We start from the raw sequence: 16,061 nt of genomic DNA on the forward strand, positions 1-16,061 counted from the left end.
GAGCGCCATGATGGCGGCTCCGGCAGTGTCGGATCCACCCGTGTGGCGGCGTGTCGCGCGGGCCCGGGGGCGGACCGTCCGCCCGTACGACCGCCGGCCACCTCAGTGACGCGGTGGCGGAAGGAGCAGAACCGATGACCAGCACGCGGGGCGCGCACACCACGCCCGCGAGCGGCGACACGATCGACGTACTCGTGGTCGACGACGACTTCAGGGTGGCCCGGGTGCACCGCGCCTACGTCGAACGCCTCGACGTGTTCCGGGTCGTCGGCGTGGCCGGGACCGGCGAGCAGGCCCTCGCCGCCGTCGACGAACTCCACCCCGACCTGGTGCTGCTCGACCTGTACCTGCCCGACGTGTTCGGCCTCGACGTCATCCCCCGGCTGCGCACCGCCGGGCACGACTGCGACGTGATGGTCATCAGCGCGGCCCGGGAGGCGGACGCGGTACGCGCGGCCGTACGGCACGGGGTGGTCGACTACCTGCTCAAGCCGTTCGACTTCGAGGACCTGCGGGGCCGGCTGGAGCGGTACGCCGTCCAGCGGGGCCGGCTCCTCGACACCGTCGTCCACGGGCAGGCCGACGTCGACCGGGTGCTGGCCGCGGCGGCGGGGGTGGCGGGGCCGGTGGCGCCCGTGCCGCCCAAGGGGATGAGCGCGGAGACCGCCGGGCTGATCGAGCGGGTCCTGCGGGAGGCCGACGGCACGCTGTCGGCGACCGAGTGCGCCGGCCTCACCGGGGTCTCACGGGTCAGCGCACGCCGGTACCTGGAGCACTTCCACACCGTCGGCACCGTGGAGGTGTCGCTGCGGTACGGGGCCACGGGGCGGCCGGAACGGCGGTACCGGTATGTGGGAGTCGGAGGTGGCGGCGTGGTCCGGGGTGGCGGCGTCGTCGGGGGCCGCGGTGTCGTCGGGGGTGGCGGTGTGGTTGGGGGCGGCGGTGTCGTCGGGGGTGGCGGTGTGGTCGGAGGGCGTGCCGGCGGGTTCCGGTCGGGAGGGGAAGCCCGGGCGTAGGGGAGGGGCGGCTCGCGCGTAGGGGGCGTGCGGGGAGGTGGGTGGTGGTGGGTGCGGGGGTTGTCTCAGGCTGCGGCCGGGCCTAGGGTCTTCGGATGGGAAAGCGCTTTCTTTCCCTTGGTCGTCACGAGGAGCGCCGCATGCCCGTGTCCCCCGTCCGCCGCCGTGTCGCCGTCGTCGGCACCGGTGCCATCGTCAGCGGCGGGCACCTGCCCGCGCTGCGCGCCCACGCCGACCGCACCGAACTGGTCGCCGCCGTCGACGTGGACCGGAGCCGGCTCGACGCCTTCCGGGCCGAGGCCGGGGAACAGGTCGCCGGGTTCACCACGATGAGCGCGATGCTGGACGCCGTACGGCCCGACCTGGTGCTGATCGGGACGCCGCCGTCGCTCCACCGCGAACAGACGGTGGCCGCGCTGGAGGCGGGCGCCTGGGTGCTGTGCGAGAAGCCGCTGTGCCTCTCGCTCGCCGAGTACGACGAGATCGCCGCCGCCGAGCAGGCGTCCGGCGCGTACGCGTCCGTGATCTTCCAGCACCGGTACGGCTCCGGCGCCGAGCACGCACGCGAGCTGATCGCCCGGGGCGAGCTGGGCGCGCCGCTGGTCGCCCACTGCCAGACCACCTGGCACCGGGACGCCGACTACTACTCCGTGCCCTGGCGCGGCCGGTGGGCCACCGAAGGCGGCGGGCCGACCATGGGACACGGCATCCACCAGTACGACCTGCTCCTCCACCTCCTCGGCGAATGGGAGGAGATACGGGCCATGGCGGCACGGCTCGTGCACGACACCGAGAGCGAGGACGTCTCCACCGCCCTGGTGCGCTTCCGCAACGGCGCGCTCGCGACCGTCGTCAACAGCGTCCTCTCCCCGGACGAGGTGAGCCGCATCCGCGTCGACTGCGCCGACGCCACGGTCGAACTCACCCACCTGTACGGGCACGTCAACGACGACTGGACCTACACCCCGGCGCGGCACGTCCCCGCCGCGCGCGCCGACGCCTGGCGGACCCCGGCACGCAACGTACCGAGTTCGCACACCGCACAGCTCGGTGCCTTCCTCGACGCCCAGGACGCGGGCACACGACCGCCGGGGAGCGGGCCGGAGGCCCGCGGCACCCTCGAGTTCGCCGCCGCGCTGTACAAGGCGGCGTTCACCGGCCGTCCGGTGCGTGCGGGTGAGATCACGCCCGGCGACCCCTTCCACACGGCCATGCACGGCGGGCACCCCGACGGGGTCCTCACCGCACGGACGGAGGAGCCGGCATGAACAGCCGCGGCATACGCGTCACCCACACGCACGGTGAGGCCGTCACGGTGACGGCTCCGGACGGCACGGAGATCCTCCGCTACGTCTACCGACCGGACCCCGAACGCTTCGAGTCCCGCAAGCCGTACGCCCACCCGATGCGCACCCTCGGCGGGCGCACGGTGACCGGATACCGGCCGAACGACCACCGCTGGCACAAGGGACTGCAGATGACGGCCAGTCATCTGTCGGGGCAGAACTTCTGGGGCGGCAACTCCTATGTGCACGGCCGTGGTTACCTTCCGATCCCCGAACGGGTCGGATCGATGCGGCACGACGGGTTCTCGTCGTTCACGGCGGGGGAGGAGCGGTTCGACTGCACGGAGGACCTGACCTGGGTGGCACACGGCGGGGAGGAATGGGCGCGGGAGCAGCGGGGACTGGGCGTCCACACCGTCGACGAGGAGGCCGGTGCATGGGTGCTCGACTGGTCGATCCGGCTCACCAACCTCCGTGACACGCCACTGGAATTCGGCTCGCCCACCACCGCCGGGCGCGAGATGGCCGGCTACACCGGGCTGAACTGGCGCGGCCCGCGCGACTTCACCGGCGGTACGGTCTTCGCGCCGGACCCGGGTGCCGACGCCGGGACACTCATGGGCGCGCAGAGCGCCTGGCTCGGGTTCCGAGCCGAACACGACGAGTACGACGGGTACTCGACGCTGGTGTTCGCACACGCGCCGGAGAACCTGGACGGGAGCGCGATCCACCCGTCGCACTGGTTCGTGCGCGCCGAGCCGATTCCGTCGGTCGCGTTCTCCTGGGCGTTCTTCGAGGAGTTCGCGCTGCCGCCGGGGGAGTCGTTCGCGTACCGGTACCGGATCGTGGTCGCGGACGGGGCGTGGGACCGGGAGCGGGTGGGGGCGTTCCTGGAAGGGGTGCCCTGGTGAGCGGGATCGGGGGCGGGAACGGGAGTGGGGGCGGGGGCGGGAGTGGGAGTGTGGGTGGGGGCGGGAGCGGGGGCGGTGGGGTGGGGGTTGCTCCGTTGCCCGGTGGGGTCGGGCTGTCGCACCTGAGCGCGTACGAGTGGGAGGCCGCCGACGGTGTGTGCGGCGGCAGTCCGCACATGCATCTGGTGTGTACGGAGGCGTACGTCGTCACCGGGGGACAAGGGGCCGTGCAGACACTGAGTCCCGAGGGGTACCGGGACATCGCGTTGCGGGCGGGCGCGGTGGTGTGGTTCACGCCGGGGACCGTGCACCGGATGGTGCAGGGCGGGGATCTGCGGGTCACCGTGCTGATGCAGAACGGCGGACTACCCGAGGCCGGGGACGCGGTGTTCACCTTTCCGGGCGAGGTGCTGGCCGATCCCGGACGGTACGCCGAGGCCGCGACGCTTCCGGCGGGAACGGGGGCGGAGGTGGAGGCGGCCGCGCGGGGGAGGCGGGACCTCGCCGTCGAGGGGTACCTGGTGCTGCGGGAGGCGCTGGTCGCCGGGGACGTGGGGCCGCTGCGGGAGTTCCAGCGGGCCGCTGCCGCGCTGGTGCGTGAGCGGGTGCCGCGGTGGCGGGAGCTGTGGCGGGGCGGTGCGCTGGCCGCCGCCGAGCGGACGGGGGCGCAGTTGGACGCGCTGGCGGGCGGGGACCTCGCGCATCTCGGGGAGGCGGCGGTGTACGAGGCCGCGCCGAGTCGGCGGGGCGGGTACGGGATGTGTGGGTGGCGGGACGAGTACGTGCTGCCGGGGGGTGGCGCGTAGCGCCCGGTGGGTGGTGGGTGGCGGGGCGGGGACGTGCTGCCGGGGGGGGGGGGGGGGCGGGTCCGTGCTGCCGGTGGGTGGTGGGTGGCGGGGCGGGTACGTGCTGCCGGTGGGTGGTGGGTGGCGGGACGAGTACCTGCTGTCGGGTGTCGGGTGTCGGGTGTCGGGTGTCGGGTTGCAGGTGGCGGGTGGCGCCCGGGGGCCGACGGGTGGGTCGGGGGGGGGGGGGGGGGGGGGGGGGGGGGGGGGGGGGGGGGGGGGGGGGGGGGGGGTGCCCGTCCTCGGACCGGCGCGGAATGGGGTGTTTGAGGGGCGGGGGCGTTGACGCGCCAGTCGCTGCGGGCGGGCACCCCCGCCCCACCCCCTCCGCGCCGTGCGCGGGTTCCGCGCCGTCACCGGTGCCGCGTCGTGCACCGGTTTCGTGTCGTGCGCGGGTTGGGTGTCGTGCACCGGTGCCGCGCCGTGCGCGGGTTCGGCGTCGTGCGTGGGATCTTCGTCGTTGCCGGTGCCTCGTGGTGGTGGGTCGGGCGGCGTCGTTGCCGGGCCGGGGGGCCTCGGTGTGGGGTCAGGTGCAGCGTGTGCGGGTGGGGGTGTACGAGGCCGGCAGGTATGCCGAGGCCACCGCCAGTGCCGTGGCCGCGCTCGCGATGCCGAGGACCGCGCCCGCCGCCACGTCGCCCGGGTAGTGCACGCCCGTGTGGACGCGGGAGTAGGCGACCGCCCCGGCCAGCGCCCCGAGCGGGACCGACGCGGCGGGCAGGACCGTACCGACCGCGGTGGCGAACGCGACCGCCGACGCGGTGTGCCCGGACGGGAACGACGCCGACGTCGGCATGGGGACGTGCCGGTCCACGGTGACCCGGGCCGCCTCCCGGTCCGGGCGGGCCCTGCGGACCAGACGCTTGCCCAGCAGGTTCGCCGACGCCGAGGCCACGGCGACGGCGCCGACCCCGGCGAGCGCCGCCCGGCGCGGCCGTGACCCGGCCAGCGCCAGGGCACCGGCGATGGCGAACGAGATCTTGGAGTGGTCGGCCGTGTGGGAGAGGCGGCGCAGGGCCCGGTCCAGGGTCGGGGTGGGCGTGGCCGCGACCGCCGCGTACAGGGCGCCGTCCACGGCCCTGAGGTCGCCGAACACTGCGGCGGCGACCCTGCGCAGCCCGTCGGCGGGCGGTACGGGCCTGGTGAGCGGACGGGTGACGTCCTGGTCGGTGGTGGGCGGCTCGCTCATCGTCTCTCCTGCGGTTGCATCGTGGAGGTCCCGCACCGAGGTGCGGGAATCACCAGGTGCCCACGGTACGCATGAGTCACGCCGACGGCCCGCCCGCCCCGTCCGTTCAGGCTGGCCGGCAGGCGGGCGGCCGGGGCTCAGCCGAGCGCACGGTCCAGGTTGAACGCCGCGCTGATCAGCGCGAGATGCGTGAACGCCTGCGGGAAGTTGCCCTGTTGCTCACCGGTGTGGCTGATCTCCTCGGCGTACAGGCCGAGATGGTTGCCGTAGGTGAGCATCTTCTCGAAGGCGAGGGACGCCTCGTCGAGCCGTCCGGCCCGGGTCAGCGCCTCGACGTACCAGAACGAGCAGATGGAGAACGTGCCCTCGTCGCCGTGCAGGCCGTCGGGGCTGACCTGCGGGTCGTAGCGGTAGACCAGCGAGTCGGACACCAGGTCCTCGGTGAGCGAGTCCAGCGTGGACAGCCACTTGGGGTCGGTCGGCGCGATGAACTTCGCCAGCGGCATCATCAGGACCGCGGCGTCCAGCACGTCCGAGTCCTCGTGCTGCACGAACGCCCCTCGGGACGCGGACCAGCCGTGGCTCATGATCCGCCGGTAGACGGCGTCACGGCTCGACTGCCAGCGGGGCAGGTCGGCCGGCAGGCCGCGCCGGTTGGCCATCCTGATGGCCCGCTCGATCGCCACCCAGCACATCAGCCGCGAGTACAGGAAGTTCTTCCGCCCGCCGCGCGTCTCCCAGATGCCCTCGTCGGGCTGGTCCCAGTGCGCGCACACCCAGTCCACCAGCGCCGTGACATGGTCCCACTGCTCGCTGGAGACGGGCTCGGCCCACTTGTCGTACAGGTAGACGGAGTCGATCAGCGCCCCGTAGACGTCGAGTTGCAGCTGGTCGGCCGCGGCGTTGCCGACGCGCACCGGTGCCGAGCCGCGGTGGCCCTCCAGATGGGGCAGTACGCGCTCGGGCAGACCGGTGCGGCCGTCGATGCCGTACATGACCTGCAGCGGGCCGGACGGGCTGCCGTCGCCCGGGCTGATGTGCCGGGAGACGAACCCCATGAAGGCCTTCGCCTCCTCGGTGAAACCCAGCCGCAGCAGCGCGTACACGCAGAACGCCGCGTCGCGCACCCACACGTACCGGTAGTCCCAGTTGCGTTCCCCGCCGATCTCCTCGGGCAGGCTCGTCGTCGGCGCCGCCACGATCGCCCCCGTCGGCGCGTACGTGAGGAGCTTCAGGGTGAGCGCCGAGCGGTGCACCATCTCCCGCCAGCGGCCCCGGTAGCGGGACGACGACAGCCAGCGCCGCCAGTACGCCACCGTCGCGGCGAACTGCCGCTCCGCCTCACCGCACTCGCACCGGCTCGGGAACACCTCCCCGCCGACCCGGTCCAGGGCCAGCACCGCCGTCTCCCCCTCGGCCAGCTTGAAACCGGCCCGCACCTCCGCACCGTCGGCCTCCAGCGGCACGGTCGAGGTGAGCGCCAGGGACAGATCGCCGGAGTCGAAGACCGCGACGTCGTCGGCCGGCCGCAGCGTGTGCGGCCGGGAGCCGTACTCGAACCGCGGCGCCACCCGCGCCCGGAACGACACCGAGCCGCGCACGCACAGCACCCGCCGGATCAGCCGGTGCCGTTCCTCCTCGGCCGGCCCGTCGGCGACGGGCATGAAGTCCTGCACCTCGCCGACGCCTTCCTCGGTGAAGAACCGGGTGATCAGGACGTTGGTGTCGGGGAAGTAGAACTGCTTGGTGCGCGCCGGTACGGCCGTCGCCAGTTCGAAGCAGCCGCCGCGTTCCGCGTCCAGGATCGCGGCGAAGACGCTCGGCGCGTCGAAGGCCGGACAGCAGTACCAGTCGATGGTGCCGTCGGTGCCGACCAAGGCCACGGTGCGCAGATCGCCGATCAGCCCGTGATCCGCGATCGGCACGTACCGGCCGGTGCCGGGCGCGTCCCACTGTCCGGTCGTCCCGTCCATCGCAGCCTCCCTGGCCCGGCACGCCTCACCGCCAGCTTAGGCCCTGTCGTCCGGATCATCCCGGTGTCGCGGGGTCCGGCCGGCCGGAAGGCACCGCGCCCCGCAGCCGGGCCGATCCGAACGACGGACCCCGGGCCGCCCGTACGGCCGCAGCCGCTCAGACCACGACGACCCGCAGCCCCGCCTCCTCGAACCGGCGCACCTCCGCCGGATCCGCCGCCGCGTCCGTGACCAGGGTGTCCACCGCAGTGGCCGCGCAGATCCGGGCGAACGCCCGCCGGCCCAGCTTGCTGGAGTCGGCGGCCACCACCACCCGCGCGGCCCGCTCGCACAGCAGCCGGTTGGTCGCGGCCTCCGCCTCGTCATGGGCCGCCGCACCGTGCCCGGCGTCGAAGGCCACGACACCGAGCACCGCCACATCCAGGGTGATCTGCCCCAGCACCCCGTCCGCGAGCGGTCCCACCAGCTCGTACGACTGCGCCCGCGCCACCCCGCCGGTCAGCACGATCTTGAACTGCGGCCGTACGGCCAGCTCGTTGGCGATGTTCAGCGCGTTGGTCACGACGGTCAGCGCGGGCGAGCCGGAGGCCAGGTCGGCGCGGACGGCCAGCGCCCGCGCCACCTCCGTGGTGGTCGTGCCGCCGGTCAGGCCGACCGCCTCGCCGGGCGCGACCAGCTCCGCCACCGCCGCGGCGATCCGCTGCTTCTGCGGGGCGTGCCGCGCGGTCTTGTAGCGCAACGGCAGCTCGTACGACACCCCGTGCACCACCGCGCCGCCCCGGGTGCGCACCAGCATCTGCTGCTCGGCCAGCTGGTCGAAGTCGCGCCGGATCGTCGCCGCCGACACCGCCAGCTCGCCGGCCGCCTCCTCGACGTCCAGCCGGCCGCGCTCCACGAGCAGCTCCAGCAGCGCCTTCCAGCGGGCGTCCCGCGACATCGCCCCTCCCGTTCCCTCGTTCTCCGGCGACCCTAACGCACCCCGCCCACCGCAGGATGCTTGATTCTGCTCGAAAGGTGGCTCTATCTTGCAAGAACAATCACCTAGCCCTGGGGGTGCGGCATGACGCATGTCGAGGACGAACTCACCAGCCAGCCCGAGTGCTGGCGGCGCGCCGCCGCGCAGGCCGCCGCGCACACCGCCGCGCTGCCGGCGCCCGGGGAGCGGGTCGCCGTGGTCGGCTGCGGCACCTCGTACTTCATGGCGCAGGCCGTCGCCGCCCTGCGCGAGGGCGCGGGCCGGGGCGAGACCGACGCCTTCGCCGCCTCGGAGTTCCCGCACGGACGGGCCTACGACCGCGTCGTCGCCCTCACCCGCTCCGGCACCACCACCGAAGTCCTGGACCTGCTCGGCCGGTTGCGGGACGGCGTGCGCACCACCGCGGTCACCGCCGACCCGGCCACCCCCGTCATGTCGCTCGCCCACGACACCGTCGTCCTCGACTACGCCGACGAACGCTCCGTCGTCCAGACCCGGTTCGCCACCACGGCCCTCACCCTGCTCCGCGCCCACCTCGGCCTGCACACCGGGGCCGTCGAGGACGACGCCCGCACCGCCCTCGAGGCGCCGCTGCCCGAAGGGCTCGTGGAGTGCGAGCAGTTCACCTTCCTCGGCCGCGGCTGGAGCGTCGGACTGGCCCACGAGGCCGGGCTGAAGATGCGCGAGGCCGCACTGGCCTGGACCGAGTCCTACCCGGCGATGGAGTACCGGCACGGCCCCATCAGCATCACGGCCCCCGGCCGGGCCACCTGGATGCTCGGGACCGCCCCCGACGGGCTGGACGCGCAGGTCCGCGCCACCGGCGGACGGTGGATCGGCGGCACCCTCGACCCGCTCGCCGAACTCGTCCGCGTCCAGCGGCTCGCCGTCGCCGTCGCCGCCGCCCGCGGCCTCGACCCCGACCGGCCCCGCCACCTCACCCGCTCGGTCGTCCTCGCGCCCTGACCCGTCGGAAAGGACCGGCCGTGCCCCTCACCACCACCGGCGAACTCGTCGCCCGTGCCGCCGCCGACCGCTCCGCGGTCGCCTCCTTCAACATCATCACCCTCGAACACATCGAGGCCGTCGTCGCCGGCGCCGAGTCGGTCGACGCCCCCGTCGTCCTCCAGGTCAGCGAGAACGCCGTCGCGTTCCGCCGGGGACGGCTGCTGCCGCTCGCCCGTGCCGCCGTCGCCGCCGCCGAACACGCCGCCGTACCCGTCGCGCTGCACCTCGACCACGTCCGCAGCGACACCCTGCTGCGGCAGGCACCAGACGCCGGGTTCGGGTCGGTGATGTACGACGCGGCCCGGCTGCCGTACGCCGACAACCTCGCCGCGACCCGCGCCGCCGCCGACTGGGCCCACGCCCACGGGCTGTGGATCGAGGCCGAGTTGGGAGAGATCGGCGGGAAGGACGGTCAGGGCCCGCTGGACGCCCACGCCCCCGGCGCCCGTACCGATCCCGACCAGGCCCGCGCGTTCGTCGCGGACTCCGGCGTGGACGCGCTGGCCGTCGCCGTCGGCACCACCCACGCCATGACCACCCGCACCGCGGCCCTAGACCACGCCCTGCTCGAACGGCTGTCCGCCGCCCTGGACGTCCCCCTCGTCCTGCACGGCTCCTCCGGCCTGCCCGACGAGGAACTCGCCGCCGCGGTCACCGGCGGCATCACCAAGGTCAACATCGGCACCGCCCTGAACATCGCGATGACCGGCGCCGTCAGGAAGTACCTCACCGCGCATCCGGAAGCGGTCGACTCCCGCGACTACCTCACGGTGGGACGGGAGGCGATGACCCGGGCGGTCGCGGACGTCATCACGGCGCTGCGCCCGCTCCCGGCGCCGCGCGCTACCGCTTGACCGCCCTCAGCACCACGAACTTCCGGTCGGACGCCACCACTTCGCTGTTGCCGAACAACCGCCGCAGCTTCACGTGGTAGCCGAGGTGCCGGTTGCCGACCACCCACAGCTCGCCACCCGGGCGCAGCGCGCGCCGGGCGCCGGTGAACATGCGCCAGGCGGTGGCGTCGGTGGTCGCCTGGTGGGAGTGGAACGGCGGATTGTTCAGCACCAGGCCGGCACTGCCCGCCGGCACGCCCGCCAGGCCGTCACCGACCCGGAACTCGGCCGGCCCGGACAGCCCGTTCGCCCGGTACGTGGCCTCGGCGGACGCCACCGCCTGGAACGACTCGTCCACGAACAGCACCTCGGCCCGCGGGTCCGCCAGTGCCGTAGCCGTACCGACCACACCGTTGCCGCAGCCCAGGTCCACCACCCGTCCGCCGCTCCTCCCGGCGGGCAGGTGTCCGAGGAAGAAGCGGGTGCCGATGTCGAGGCGGTCGGCGCAGAAGACACCCGCGTGGTTGACGACGGTCCGGCCGGAGACGGGGCCGATCCCGTCGGGCAGCGTGTAGCGGTACGGCCAGGGGTTGGCGGGACGCTCCAGCGCGGGATCCGGCGTGCAGAAGATCAGACGGGCCTTCTGCTCGGCGAGCGAGGTGCGGGTCGGGCCGAGGATCCGCTCGAACGTCGCCAGCGTCGAGGTGTGGATCTCCTTCACCATGCCGGTGCCGACGACGACCGTGTCCGCGTGCACCGCGGGCGCCAGCCGCAGCAACTGGTCCTCCAGCAGCGCCAGGCTCTTCGGCACCCGCACCAGCAGCACGTCGATCCGGTCCGGCGGCGGGTCCTGCGTGGTGAGCAGCCGCACCGTGCCCGCCTCGACGCCGTTGCGGGCCAGGTTGGCGCGGGTCGCCTCCTGACCGAGCCAGGAGTCGGTGATCTGCGTCGGCCGGTGCGCCGCGAGCGCCGTGACCAGCGCGCCCCAGCGGTCGCCGAGGACCACGACCGTGCCCGACGGCGCGACCGGCCGCTCGGCGAGATGCCGCAGCAGATACGCGTCGGAGGCGTCCCAGGCACGCAGCCGGTCGCGCGGGTCCTCGGGAAACCGGGCCAGCGCGAGCTCGCCCCACGGAGTCGTCATGCGGTCGTTCATCGTGCTGCCAGGCTAGCCGAGCCCCGGCGCGGGCCGCGTCCGGCAGGATGGGAGGCATGGACGCCGAGCTGTTCCCCAGGGCCCGGGCCGAGATCGCGCCCGGCGCGGTGCACGTACCGGACTGGCTGGATGCGCGCGAGCAGCGCAAGCTGCTCGCCGCCTGCCGGGAGTGGGCCGGGCCGCCCGCCGGACTGCGCACCGTCCGCACGCCCGGCGGCGGCACCATGACCGCCCGGCAGGTGTGCCTCGGATGGCACTGGTACCCGTACGGCTACGCCCGCACCGTCGTCGACGGCGACGGCGCACCCGTGAAACCCTTCCCCGCCCACCTCGGCGCGCTGGCCCGCCGTGCGGTGGCCGACGCACTGGGAGCCGGGGCCGCGCGGGAGGCGGCGTACGACATCGCGCTCGTCAACTTCTACGACGGCGACGCCCGCATGGGCATGCACCGCGACAGCGACGAGAAGGCGGACGCGCCCGTGGTGTCGCTGAGCCTCGGCGACACGTGCGTGTTCCGCTTCGGCAACACCGAGACCCGCACCCGCCCCTGGACGGACGTCGAGCTGCGCAGCGGCGACCTGTTCGTGTTCGGCGGCCCCTCCCGCTTCGCCCACCACGGCGTCCCCCGGGTGCTGCCGGGCACGGCACCGCCCGAGTTGGGGCTGGTTGGACGGCTCAACATCACGCTGCGGGTCAGCGGACTGTAGGGCGCCTGCGGCGTGTCACCGCCGGAGCGGCCGGGCCGCGGATCATGGGAGACTCGCCCTCATGAGCGGGAAGGCGGACCCCCGGCCGGCGGGGGAAGGGACCACCTCGAGGACGCGGCTGGACCGGGGGCGCGGCGCGCTCGGCCCCGCGCTGGAGCTCGTCCACACCGGACGCGCCCCCACCCGCGCGGTGCTCACCGCCGAACTCGGGGTGACCCGCGCGACGGCCGGAGCGGTGGCCGCCGAACTGGAGGCACTGGGCCTGATCCGGGTGGACGCCCGGCCCGGCGCGGCGGCCGGTTCGCAGGGCCGCCCCTCGCACCGGCTGTCCGTCGCCGAGGACGGCCCGGTGGCGCTCGCCGCGCAGGTGCACGCCGACGGTTTCCGCGCCGCGCTGGTCGGGCTCGGCGGCCGGATCGTCGCCACCGCGCCCGGCTGCGAGGTCGTCGACGCCGACCCGGCGAAGGTCCTCGGCTCCGTCGTCGCGGCCGGCGCCGAACTGCTGCGGGAGACCGGACGGCGGTGCGTGGGCGCCGGGCTCGCGGTGCCGTCGGCCGTGGCCGAACCGGAGGGCCTGGCCCTCAACCCGCTGCACCTGGCCTGGCCCGCGGGCGCGCCGGTGCGGGAGATCTTCGCCGAGCAGGTGCGTGCGGCTGGACTCCAGGGGCCCGCGTTCGCGGCCAACGACGTCAACCTCATCGCCCTCGCCGAGCACCGGCACGGCGCCGGGCGCGGCTCCCGCGACCTGCTGTGCGTGGCCACCGGCCACCGCGGGGTGGGCGGCGCGCTGGTCCTCGACGGCCGCCTGCACTCCGGCAGTTCGGGACTCGCCCTGGAGGTCGGCCACCTCACCGTCAACCCCGAGGGCCGCCCCTGCCACTGCGGCAGTCGCGGCTGCCTCGACGTGGAGGCGGACCCGCTGGCCCTGCTGACCGCGGCGGGACGCGCACCGGGCCCCGAGATGTCCCTGCTGAAGCAGGCGGAGGACCTGATCCGCGGCCAGTACCACCAACCGGACGTCCGTACCGCCACGGAGGCGCTCATCGACCGGCTCGGTCTGGGGCTCGCGGGACTGGTGAACATCCTCAACCCGGACCGCATCATCCTCGGCGGCCTGCACCGCACCCTGCTGGAGGCCGACCCGGACCGGCTCCGCGCCGTCGTCGCCGACCGCAGCCTGTGGGGCCGCAGCGGCGGCGTCCCGATCCTGCCCTGCACCCTGGACCACAACAGCCTGGTCGGTGCGGGCGAACTCGCCTGGCAGCCGGTGCTGGACGACCCGCTCGGGGCACTGGTCCCCGAAGACCGACCGACCGACAGAAAGCCGACGTCATGACCGACCAGCTCACCGTCAGCGTCCTGGGCACCGGCATCATGGGCGCCGCGATGGCCCGCAACCTCCTCCGCGCGGGCCACACCGTCCACGTCTGGAACCGCACCCGCGCCAAGGCCGAGCCGCTCGCCGCCGACGGCGCGCACCTCGCCGACGAGCCCGCCGAGGCGGTCGGGTCCGCCGACGTCGTCCTGACGATGCTGCACGACGGTGCCGCCACCCTGGAGACGATGCGCCGGGCGGCACCCGCGCTGCGTCCCGGAACCGTCTGGGTGCAGTCCACCACCGCGGGCCTCGACGGCGTCGCCGAACTGGCCGCCTTCGCCGACGGGCACGGCCTGCTCTTCTACGACGCCCCGGTCCTCGGCACCCGCCAGCCCGCCGAGGCCGGGCAGCTGACCGTGCTCGCCGCCGGGCCCGCCGGGGGCCGGGACACGGTGACCCCGGTGTTCGACGCCGTGGGCGCCCGCACGGTGTGGACCGGCGAGGACGGCGCGGCCGGCAGCGCCACCCGTCTGAAGCTGGTCGCCAACAGCTGGGTCCTCGCGGCCACCGCCGCCACCGGCGAGACGCTCGCCCTGGCCAAAGCCCTGGACGTCGCACCGGACGCCTTCTTCGACCTCATCGCCGGCGGCCCGCTCGACATGGGTTACCTGCGGGCGAAGGCCGGCCTCATCCTCGACGGGCGGCTCTCCCCGGCCCAGTTCGCCGTGACCACCGCCGCCAAGGACGCCAGGCTGATCGAGCAGGCCGGCGAACGGCACGGCGTCCGCCTGGACGTGGCCGCCGCGAGCGCCGAACGGCTGGAGCGCGCCGCAGGCCTGGGCCACGGCGACGAGGACATGGCCGCCGCCTACTACGCCAGCTTCGACGACGGCCCCACCGCCTGACCCCGACGCCCCCCGCTGCCGAGCACACCGAGGAGTCCGTAGTGTCCGAGCCCCCGCTGCCGCCCGAGGCCGACGCCCTGCTGCGCCGCCCCAACCCCTGCGTCATGGCCACGCTCCGCTCCGACGGAGCGCCCGTCTCCACCGCCACCTGGTACCTGTGGGAGAACGGCCGTGTGCTGATCAACCTCGACGAGGGCCGGGTGCGCCTGAAGCACCTGCGCCGCGACCCGCGCGTCACCCTCACGGTCCTGGCCGGCGACGACTGGTACACCCACGTCACCCTGATCGGCCGCGTCGTCGAGCTGTACGACGACGAGGGCCTGGCCGACATCGACCGCCTCGCCCGGCACTACACCGGCAACCCGTACCCGGAGCGCAAGCGGGCCCGGGTCAGCGCCTGGATCGAGGTGGAGCGCTGGCACGGCTGGGGCGCGATGAAGGACAGCGACCAGTCGGGCGGCTGACCCCGGACGTCCGGCCGGGCTCGGCGCCGGTCCACGGCGGAAGGCCCGGCCGGGACGCACGGCGAGGCCGCGATGCGGCACCGCATACGCGGTTCACCACTGGCGTCCCCGCGGGAGCCGGTCACGCTCGGGTGCCGACAGGTGCAGCACCTGGAAGACCTCGCCGTCCGCCTCCGGCGCGTCGTGCCGCCAGAGCGAGACGTGCACCAGCTCCCAGCGGGCGGTGTCCACGGCCGCCGCCGCGAGGACCGCACCGTCCGCCGCGGCCGGCCGCCCGCACTCCCGGACCGCCTCCTCGGCCACCTCGCCCACCGGCACCCCGTCCGGCACGGGACGCCGGTGCCGTACGGCGACGACGGCCGGGGCGTCCGCGGCCACGCCCTCCTCGTACGCCAGGCCCGTCCACTGCCGCGCCGGGGGCCGTCCGAAGTCGTCGGCGATGCCCTGGAAGCCGCCGCCCCAGAGGAAGGCGTTCATGCCCTCCACCGTGTTCCACAGGTAGAACGGCGCGTACTGGTTGACCGGCGAGCCGTGCACCCCGCGCTCGCGCACCAGGTACGCCTTGACGCCGAGGCCCGGCCAGGCGTCGAGCAGATGCCCGCGCCGGGCCACCCGGTCCCGGACGATCCGCATGTCGTAGTCGGCGGGCAGCGTCAGTTCGTACTGCAGGGCGTGCAACCAGGGCCTCCCGGTGCGGAGTCGACGAGAAGGGGGCGGGCTATCGGTGCCGCGGCGCGAGCAGCGCGAGCAGACCGCGCACGCCCGCGTCGAAGGCGGCCGGGGAACCGGAGGCACGGGCCAGGACGTAGCCGCCCTGGACGGTCGCGACGACGGTCGCGGCGATCTCCGCGCTGTCCAGGCCCGGCGCCAACTCGCCCTGCCCCTTGCCCTCTTCGACGACCTCCGCCAGCCGGGCGCGCAGCCGGTCCAGGGTCTCGTCCACCGGGGCGCGCAACGCGTCGTCGGCGACGACCTCCGGGTCCATGGTGAGCCGTCCGACCGGGCAGCCGCGCAGCACCTCCCGCTCGCGCAGCAGATACGCCTCGATGCGCTCGTACGGTGTTCCCGGCCCGTCGAGCACGGCCGTGGTCGTGGCCACCATCTCCTCGGCGGTGCGCCGGATCGCGGCCAGCGCGAGATCCGGTTTCCCCTTGAAGTGGTGGTACATGCTGCCCTGGCCCGCGCCCGCGCGTTCCAGGATCGCCTTGGGGCTGGTGCCCACGTAACCGCGCTCCCACAGCAGCGCGCGGGTGGACTCGATGAGTCGCTCCGAGGTGCTCATCCCGCCACTGTACATACCAGTAGGTACAGTCGTCGATCGGCGTCCGCCCGGAGGCGGGAGCAGCCGCCGGCCGCCCGCGTACTCCCCGGGAGGTACGCGCACTGCCGCTGGCCGTACGACGACCCGGACCCCCTCGCGGGACGACGCTCGAGGTGTCGCGACGGAGCGACGAGACACCGCACCCGAGGAGTT

16 protein-coding genes are annotated in these 16,061 nt (G+C 74.5%); 10 read left to right on the plus strand and 6 right to left on the minus strand.

From position 1 onward, the window contains the following. Positions 1-134 precede the first annotated feature (134 nt). From FGW31_RS31040 to FGW31_RS31055, 4 genes are all read left to right on the plus strand, one after another. Positions 135-1,016: a response regulator gene (locus FGW31_RS31040; RefSeq protein WP_142196867.1), complete on the plus strand. Its 882-nt coding sequence runs from the start codon at positions 135-137 to the stop codon at positions 1,014-1,016. A gap of 140 nt (positions 1,017-1,156) precedes the next feature. Next, positions 1,157-2,284 (plus strand): Gfo/Idh/MocA family protein, encoded by a 1,128-nt coding sequence (locus FGW31_RS31045; protein WP_142196868.1) that lies wholly within the window; start codon positions 1,157-1,159, stop codon positions 2,282-2,284. Next, positions 2,281-3,213 (plus strand): DUF6807 domain-containing protein, encoded by a 933-nt coding sequence (locus tag FGW31_RS31050; RefSeq protein ID WP_142196869.1) that lies wholly within the window; start codon positions 2,281-2,283, stop codon positions 3,211-3,213. The genes FGW31_RS31045 and FGW31_RS31050 overlap by 4 nt, the downstream gene beginning before the upstream one ends. Before the next feature lie 50 nt (positions 3,214-3,263). Continuing rightward, positions 3,264-4,019 carry a cupin domain-containing protein gene (locus tag FGW31_RS31055; protein ID WP_373303355.1) on the plus strand — a complete coding sequence of 252 codons (756 nt, stop codon included), beginning with the start codon at positions 3,264-3,266 and terminating at the stop codon, positions 4,017-4,019. 565 nt (positions 4,020-4,584) lie between these two features. On the opposite strand, the gene FGW31_RS31060 is transcribed toward FGW31_RS31055, so the two are convergent. The 3 genes from FGW31_RS31060 to FGW31_RS31070 form a co-directional block, all read right to left on the minus strand. Further along, a complete protein-coding gene (locus FGW31_RS31060) occupies positions 4,585-5,247 on the minus strand; it encodes a phosphatase PAP2 family protein (protein WP_142196871.1) in 663 nt (220 codons plus the stop codon). 137 nt (positions 5,248-5,384) lie between these two features. Further along, positions 5,385-7,220, minus strand: a complete 1,836-nt coding sequence (locus FGW31_RS31065; protein ID WP_142196872.1) for a glycoside hydrolase family 15 protein — start codon at positions 7,218-7,220, stop codon at positions 5,385-5,387. Positions 7,221-7,377: 157 nt separating this feature from the next. Continuing rightward, positions 7,378-8,157 carry a DeoR/GlpR family DNA-binding transcription regulator gene (locus tag FGW31_RS31070; protein ID WP_142196873.1) on the minus strand — a complete coding sequence of 260 codons (780 nt, stop codon included), beginning with the start codon at positions 8,155-8,157 and terminating at the stop codon, positions 7,378-7,380. 123 nt (positions 8,158-8,280) lie between these two features. On the opposite strand from FGW31_RS31070, the gene FGW31_RS31075 reads away from it, so the two are divergent. Continuing rightward, positions 8,281-9,162 (plus strand): SIS domain-containing protein, encoded by an 882-nt coding sequence (locus FGW31_RS31075; RefSeq protein WP_142196874.1) that lies wholly within the window; start codon positions 8,281-8,283, stop codon positions 9,160-9,162. A 20-nt stretch (positions 9,163-9,182) separates the two neighbouring features. Continuing rightward, positions 9,183-10,058 (plus strand): class II fructose-bisphosphate aldolase, encoded by an 876-nt coding sequence (locus FGW31_RS31080; protein ID WP_142196875.1) that lies wholly within the window; start codon positions 9,183-9,185, stop codon positions 10,056-10,058. On the opposite strand, the gene FGW31_RS31085 is transcribed toward FGW31_RS31080, so the two are convergent. After that, complete coding sequence (locus FGW31_RS31085; RefSeq protein WP_142197297.1) at positions 10,048-11,181, minus strand: methyltransferase; 1,134 nt, start codon at positions 11,179-11,181, stop codon at positions 10,048-10,050. The genes FGW31_RS31080 and FGW31_RS31085 overlap by 11 nt on opposite strands. A gap of 68 nt (positions 11,182-11,249) precedes the next feature. Here FGW31_RS31085 and FGW31_RS31090 point away from each other — a divergent pair, with 68 nt between their 5' ends. The 4 genes from FGW31_RS31090 to FGW31_RS31105 all read left to right on the plus strand — a co-directional run bounded on the left by FGW31_RS31090 (position 11,250) and on the right by FGW31_RS31105 (position 14,587). Beyond that, positions 11,250-11,900: an alpha-ketoglutarate-dependent dioxygenase AlkB family protein gene (locus FGW31_RS31090; RefSeq protein ID WP_142196876.1), complete on the plus strand. Its 651-nt coding sequence runs from the start codon at positions 11,250-11,252 to the stop codon at positions 11,898-11,900. Positions 11,901-11,961: 61 nt separating this feature from the next. Then, positions 11,962-13,236: an ROK family protein gene (locus FGW31_RS31095; protein ID WP_142196877.1), complete on the plus strand. Its 1,275-nt coding sequence runs from the start codon at positions 11,962-11,964 to the stop codon at positions 13,234-13,236. Then, a complete protein-coding gene (locus FGW31_RS31100) occupies positions 13,233-14,123 on the plus strand; it encodes an NAD(P)-dependent oxidoreductase (RefSeq protein ID WP_142196878.1) in 891 nt (296 codons plus the stop codon). Before FGW31_RS31095 ends, FGW31_RS31100 begins: the two co-directional genes overlap by 4 nt. 41 nt (positions 14,124-14,164) lie before the next feature. Further along, positions 14,165-14,587, plus strand: a complete 423-nt coding sequence (locus tag FGW31_RS31105; protein ID WP_142196879.1) for a PPOX class F420-dependent oxidoreductase — start codon at positions 14,165-14,167, stop codon at positions 14,585-14,587. 93 nt (positions 14,588-14,680) lie between these two features. Here the strand turns inward: FGW31_RS31105 and FGW31_RS31110 are convergent, their stop codons facing one another. Together FGW31_RS31110 and FGW31_RS31115 are read right to left on the minus strand one after the other, a co-directional pair. After that, positions 14,681-15,265: a DUF4865 family protein gene (locus FGW31_RS31110; protein WP_142196880.1), complete on the minus strand. Its 585-nt coding sequence runs from the start codon at positions 15,263-15,265 to the stop codon at positions 14,681-14,683. A gap of 40 nt (positions 15,266-15,305) precedes the next feature. Beyond that, complete coding sequence (locus tag FGW31_RS31115; protein WP_142196881.1) at positions 15,306-15,884, minus strand: TetR/AcrR family transcriptional regulator; 579 nt, start codon at positions 15,882-15,884, stop codon at positions 15,306-15,308. Positions 15,885-16,061 lie beyond the last annotated feature (177 nt).

The organism is Streptomyces calvus (assembly GCF_006782915.1).
In the GTDB taxonomy this organism is placed as follows: Bacteria; Actinomycetota; Actinomycetes; order Streptomycetales; family Streptomycetaceae; genus Streptomyces; species Streptomyces calvus.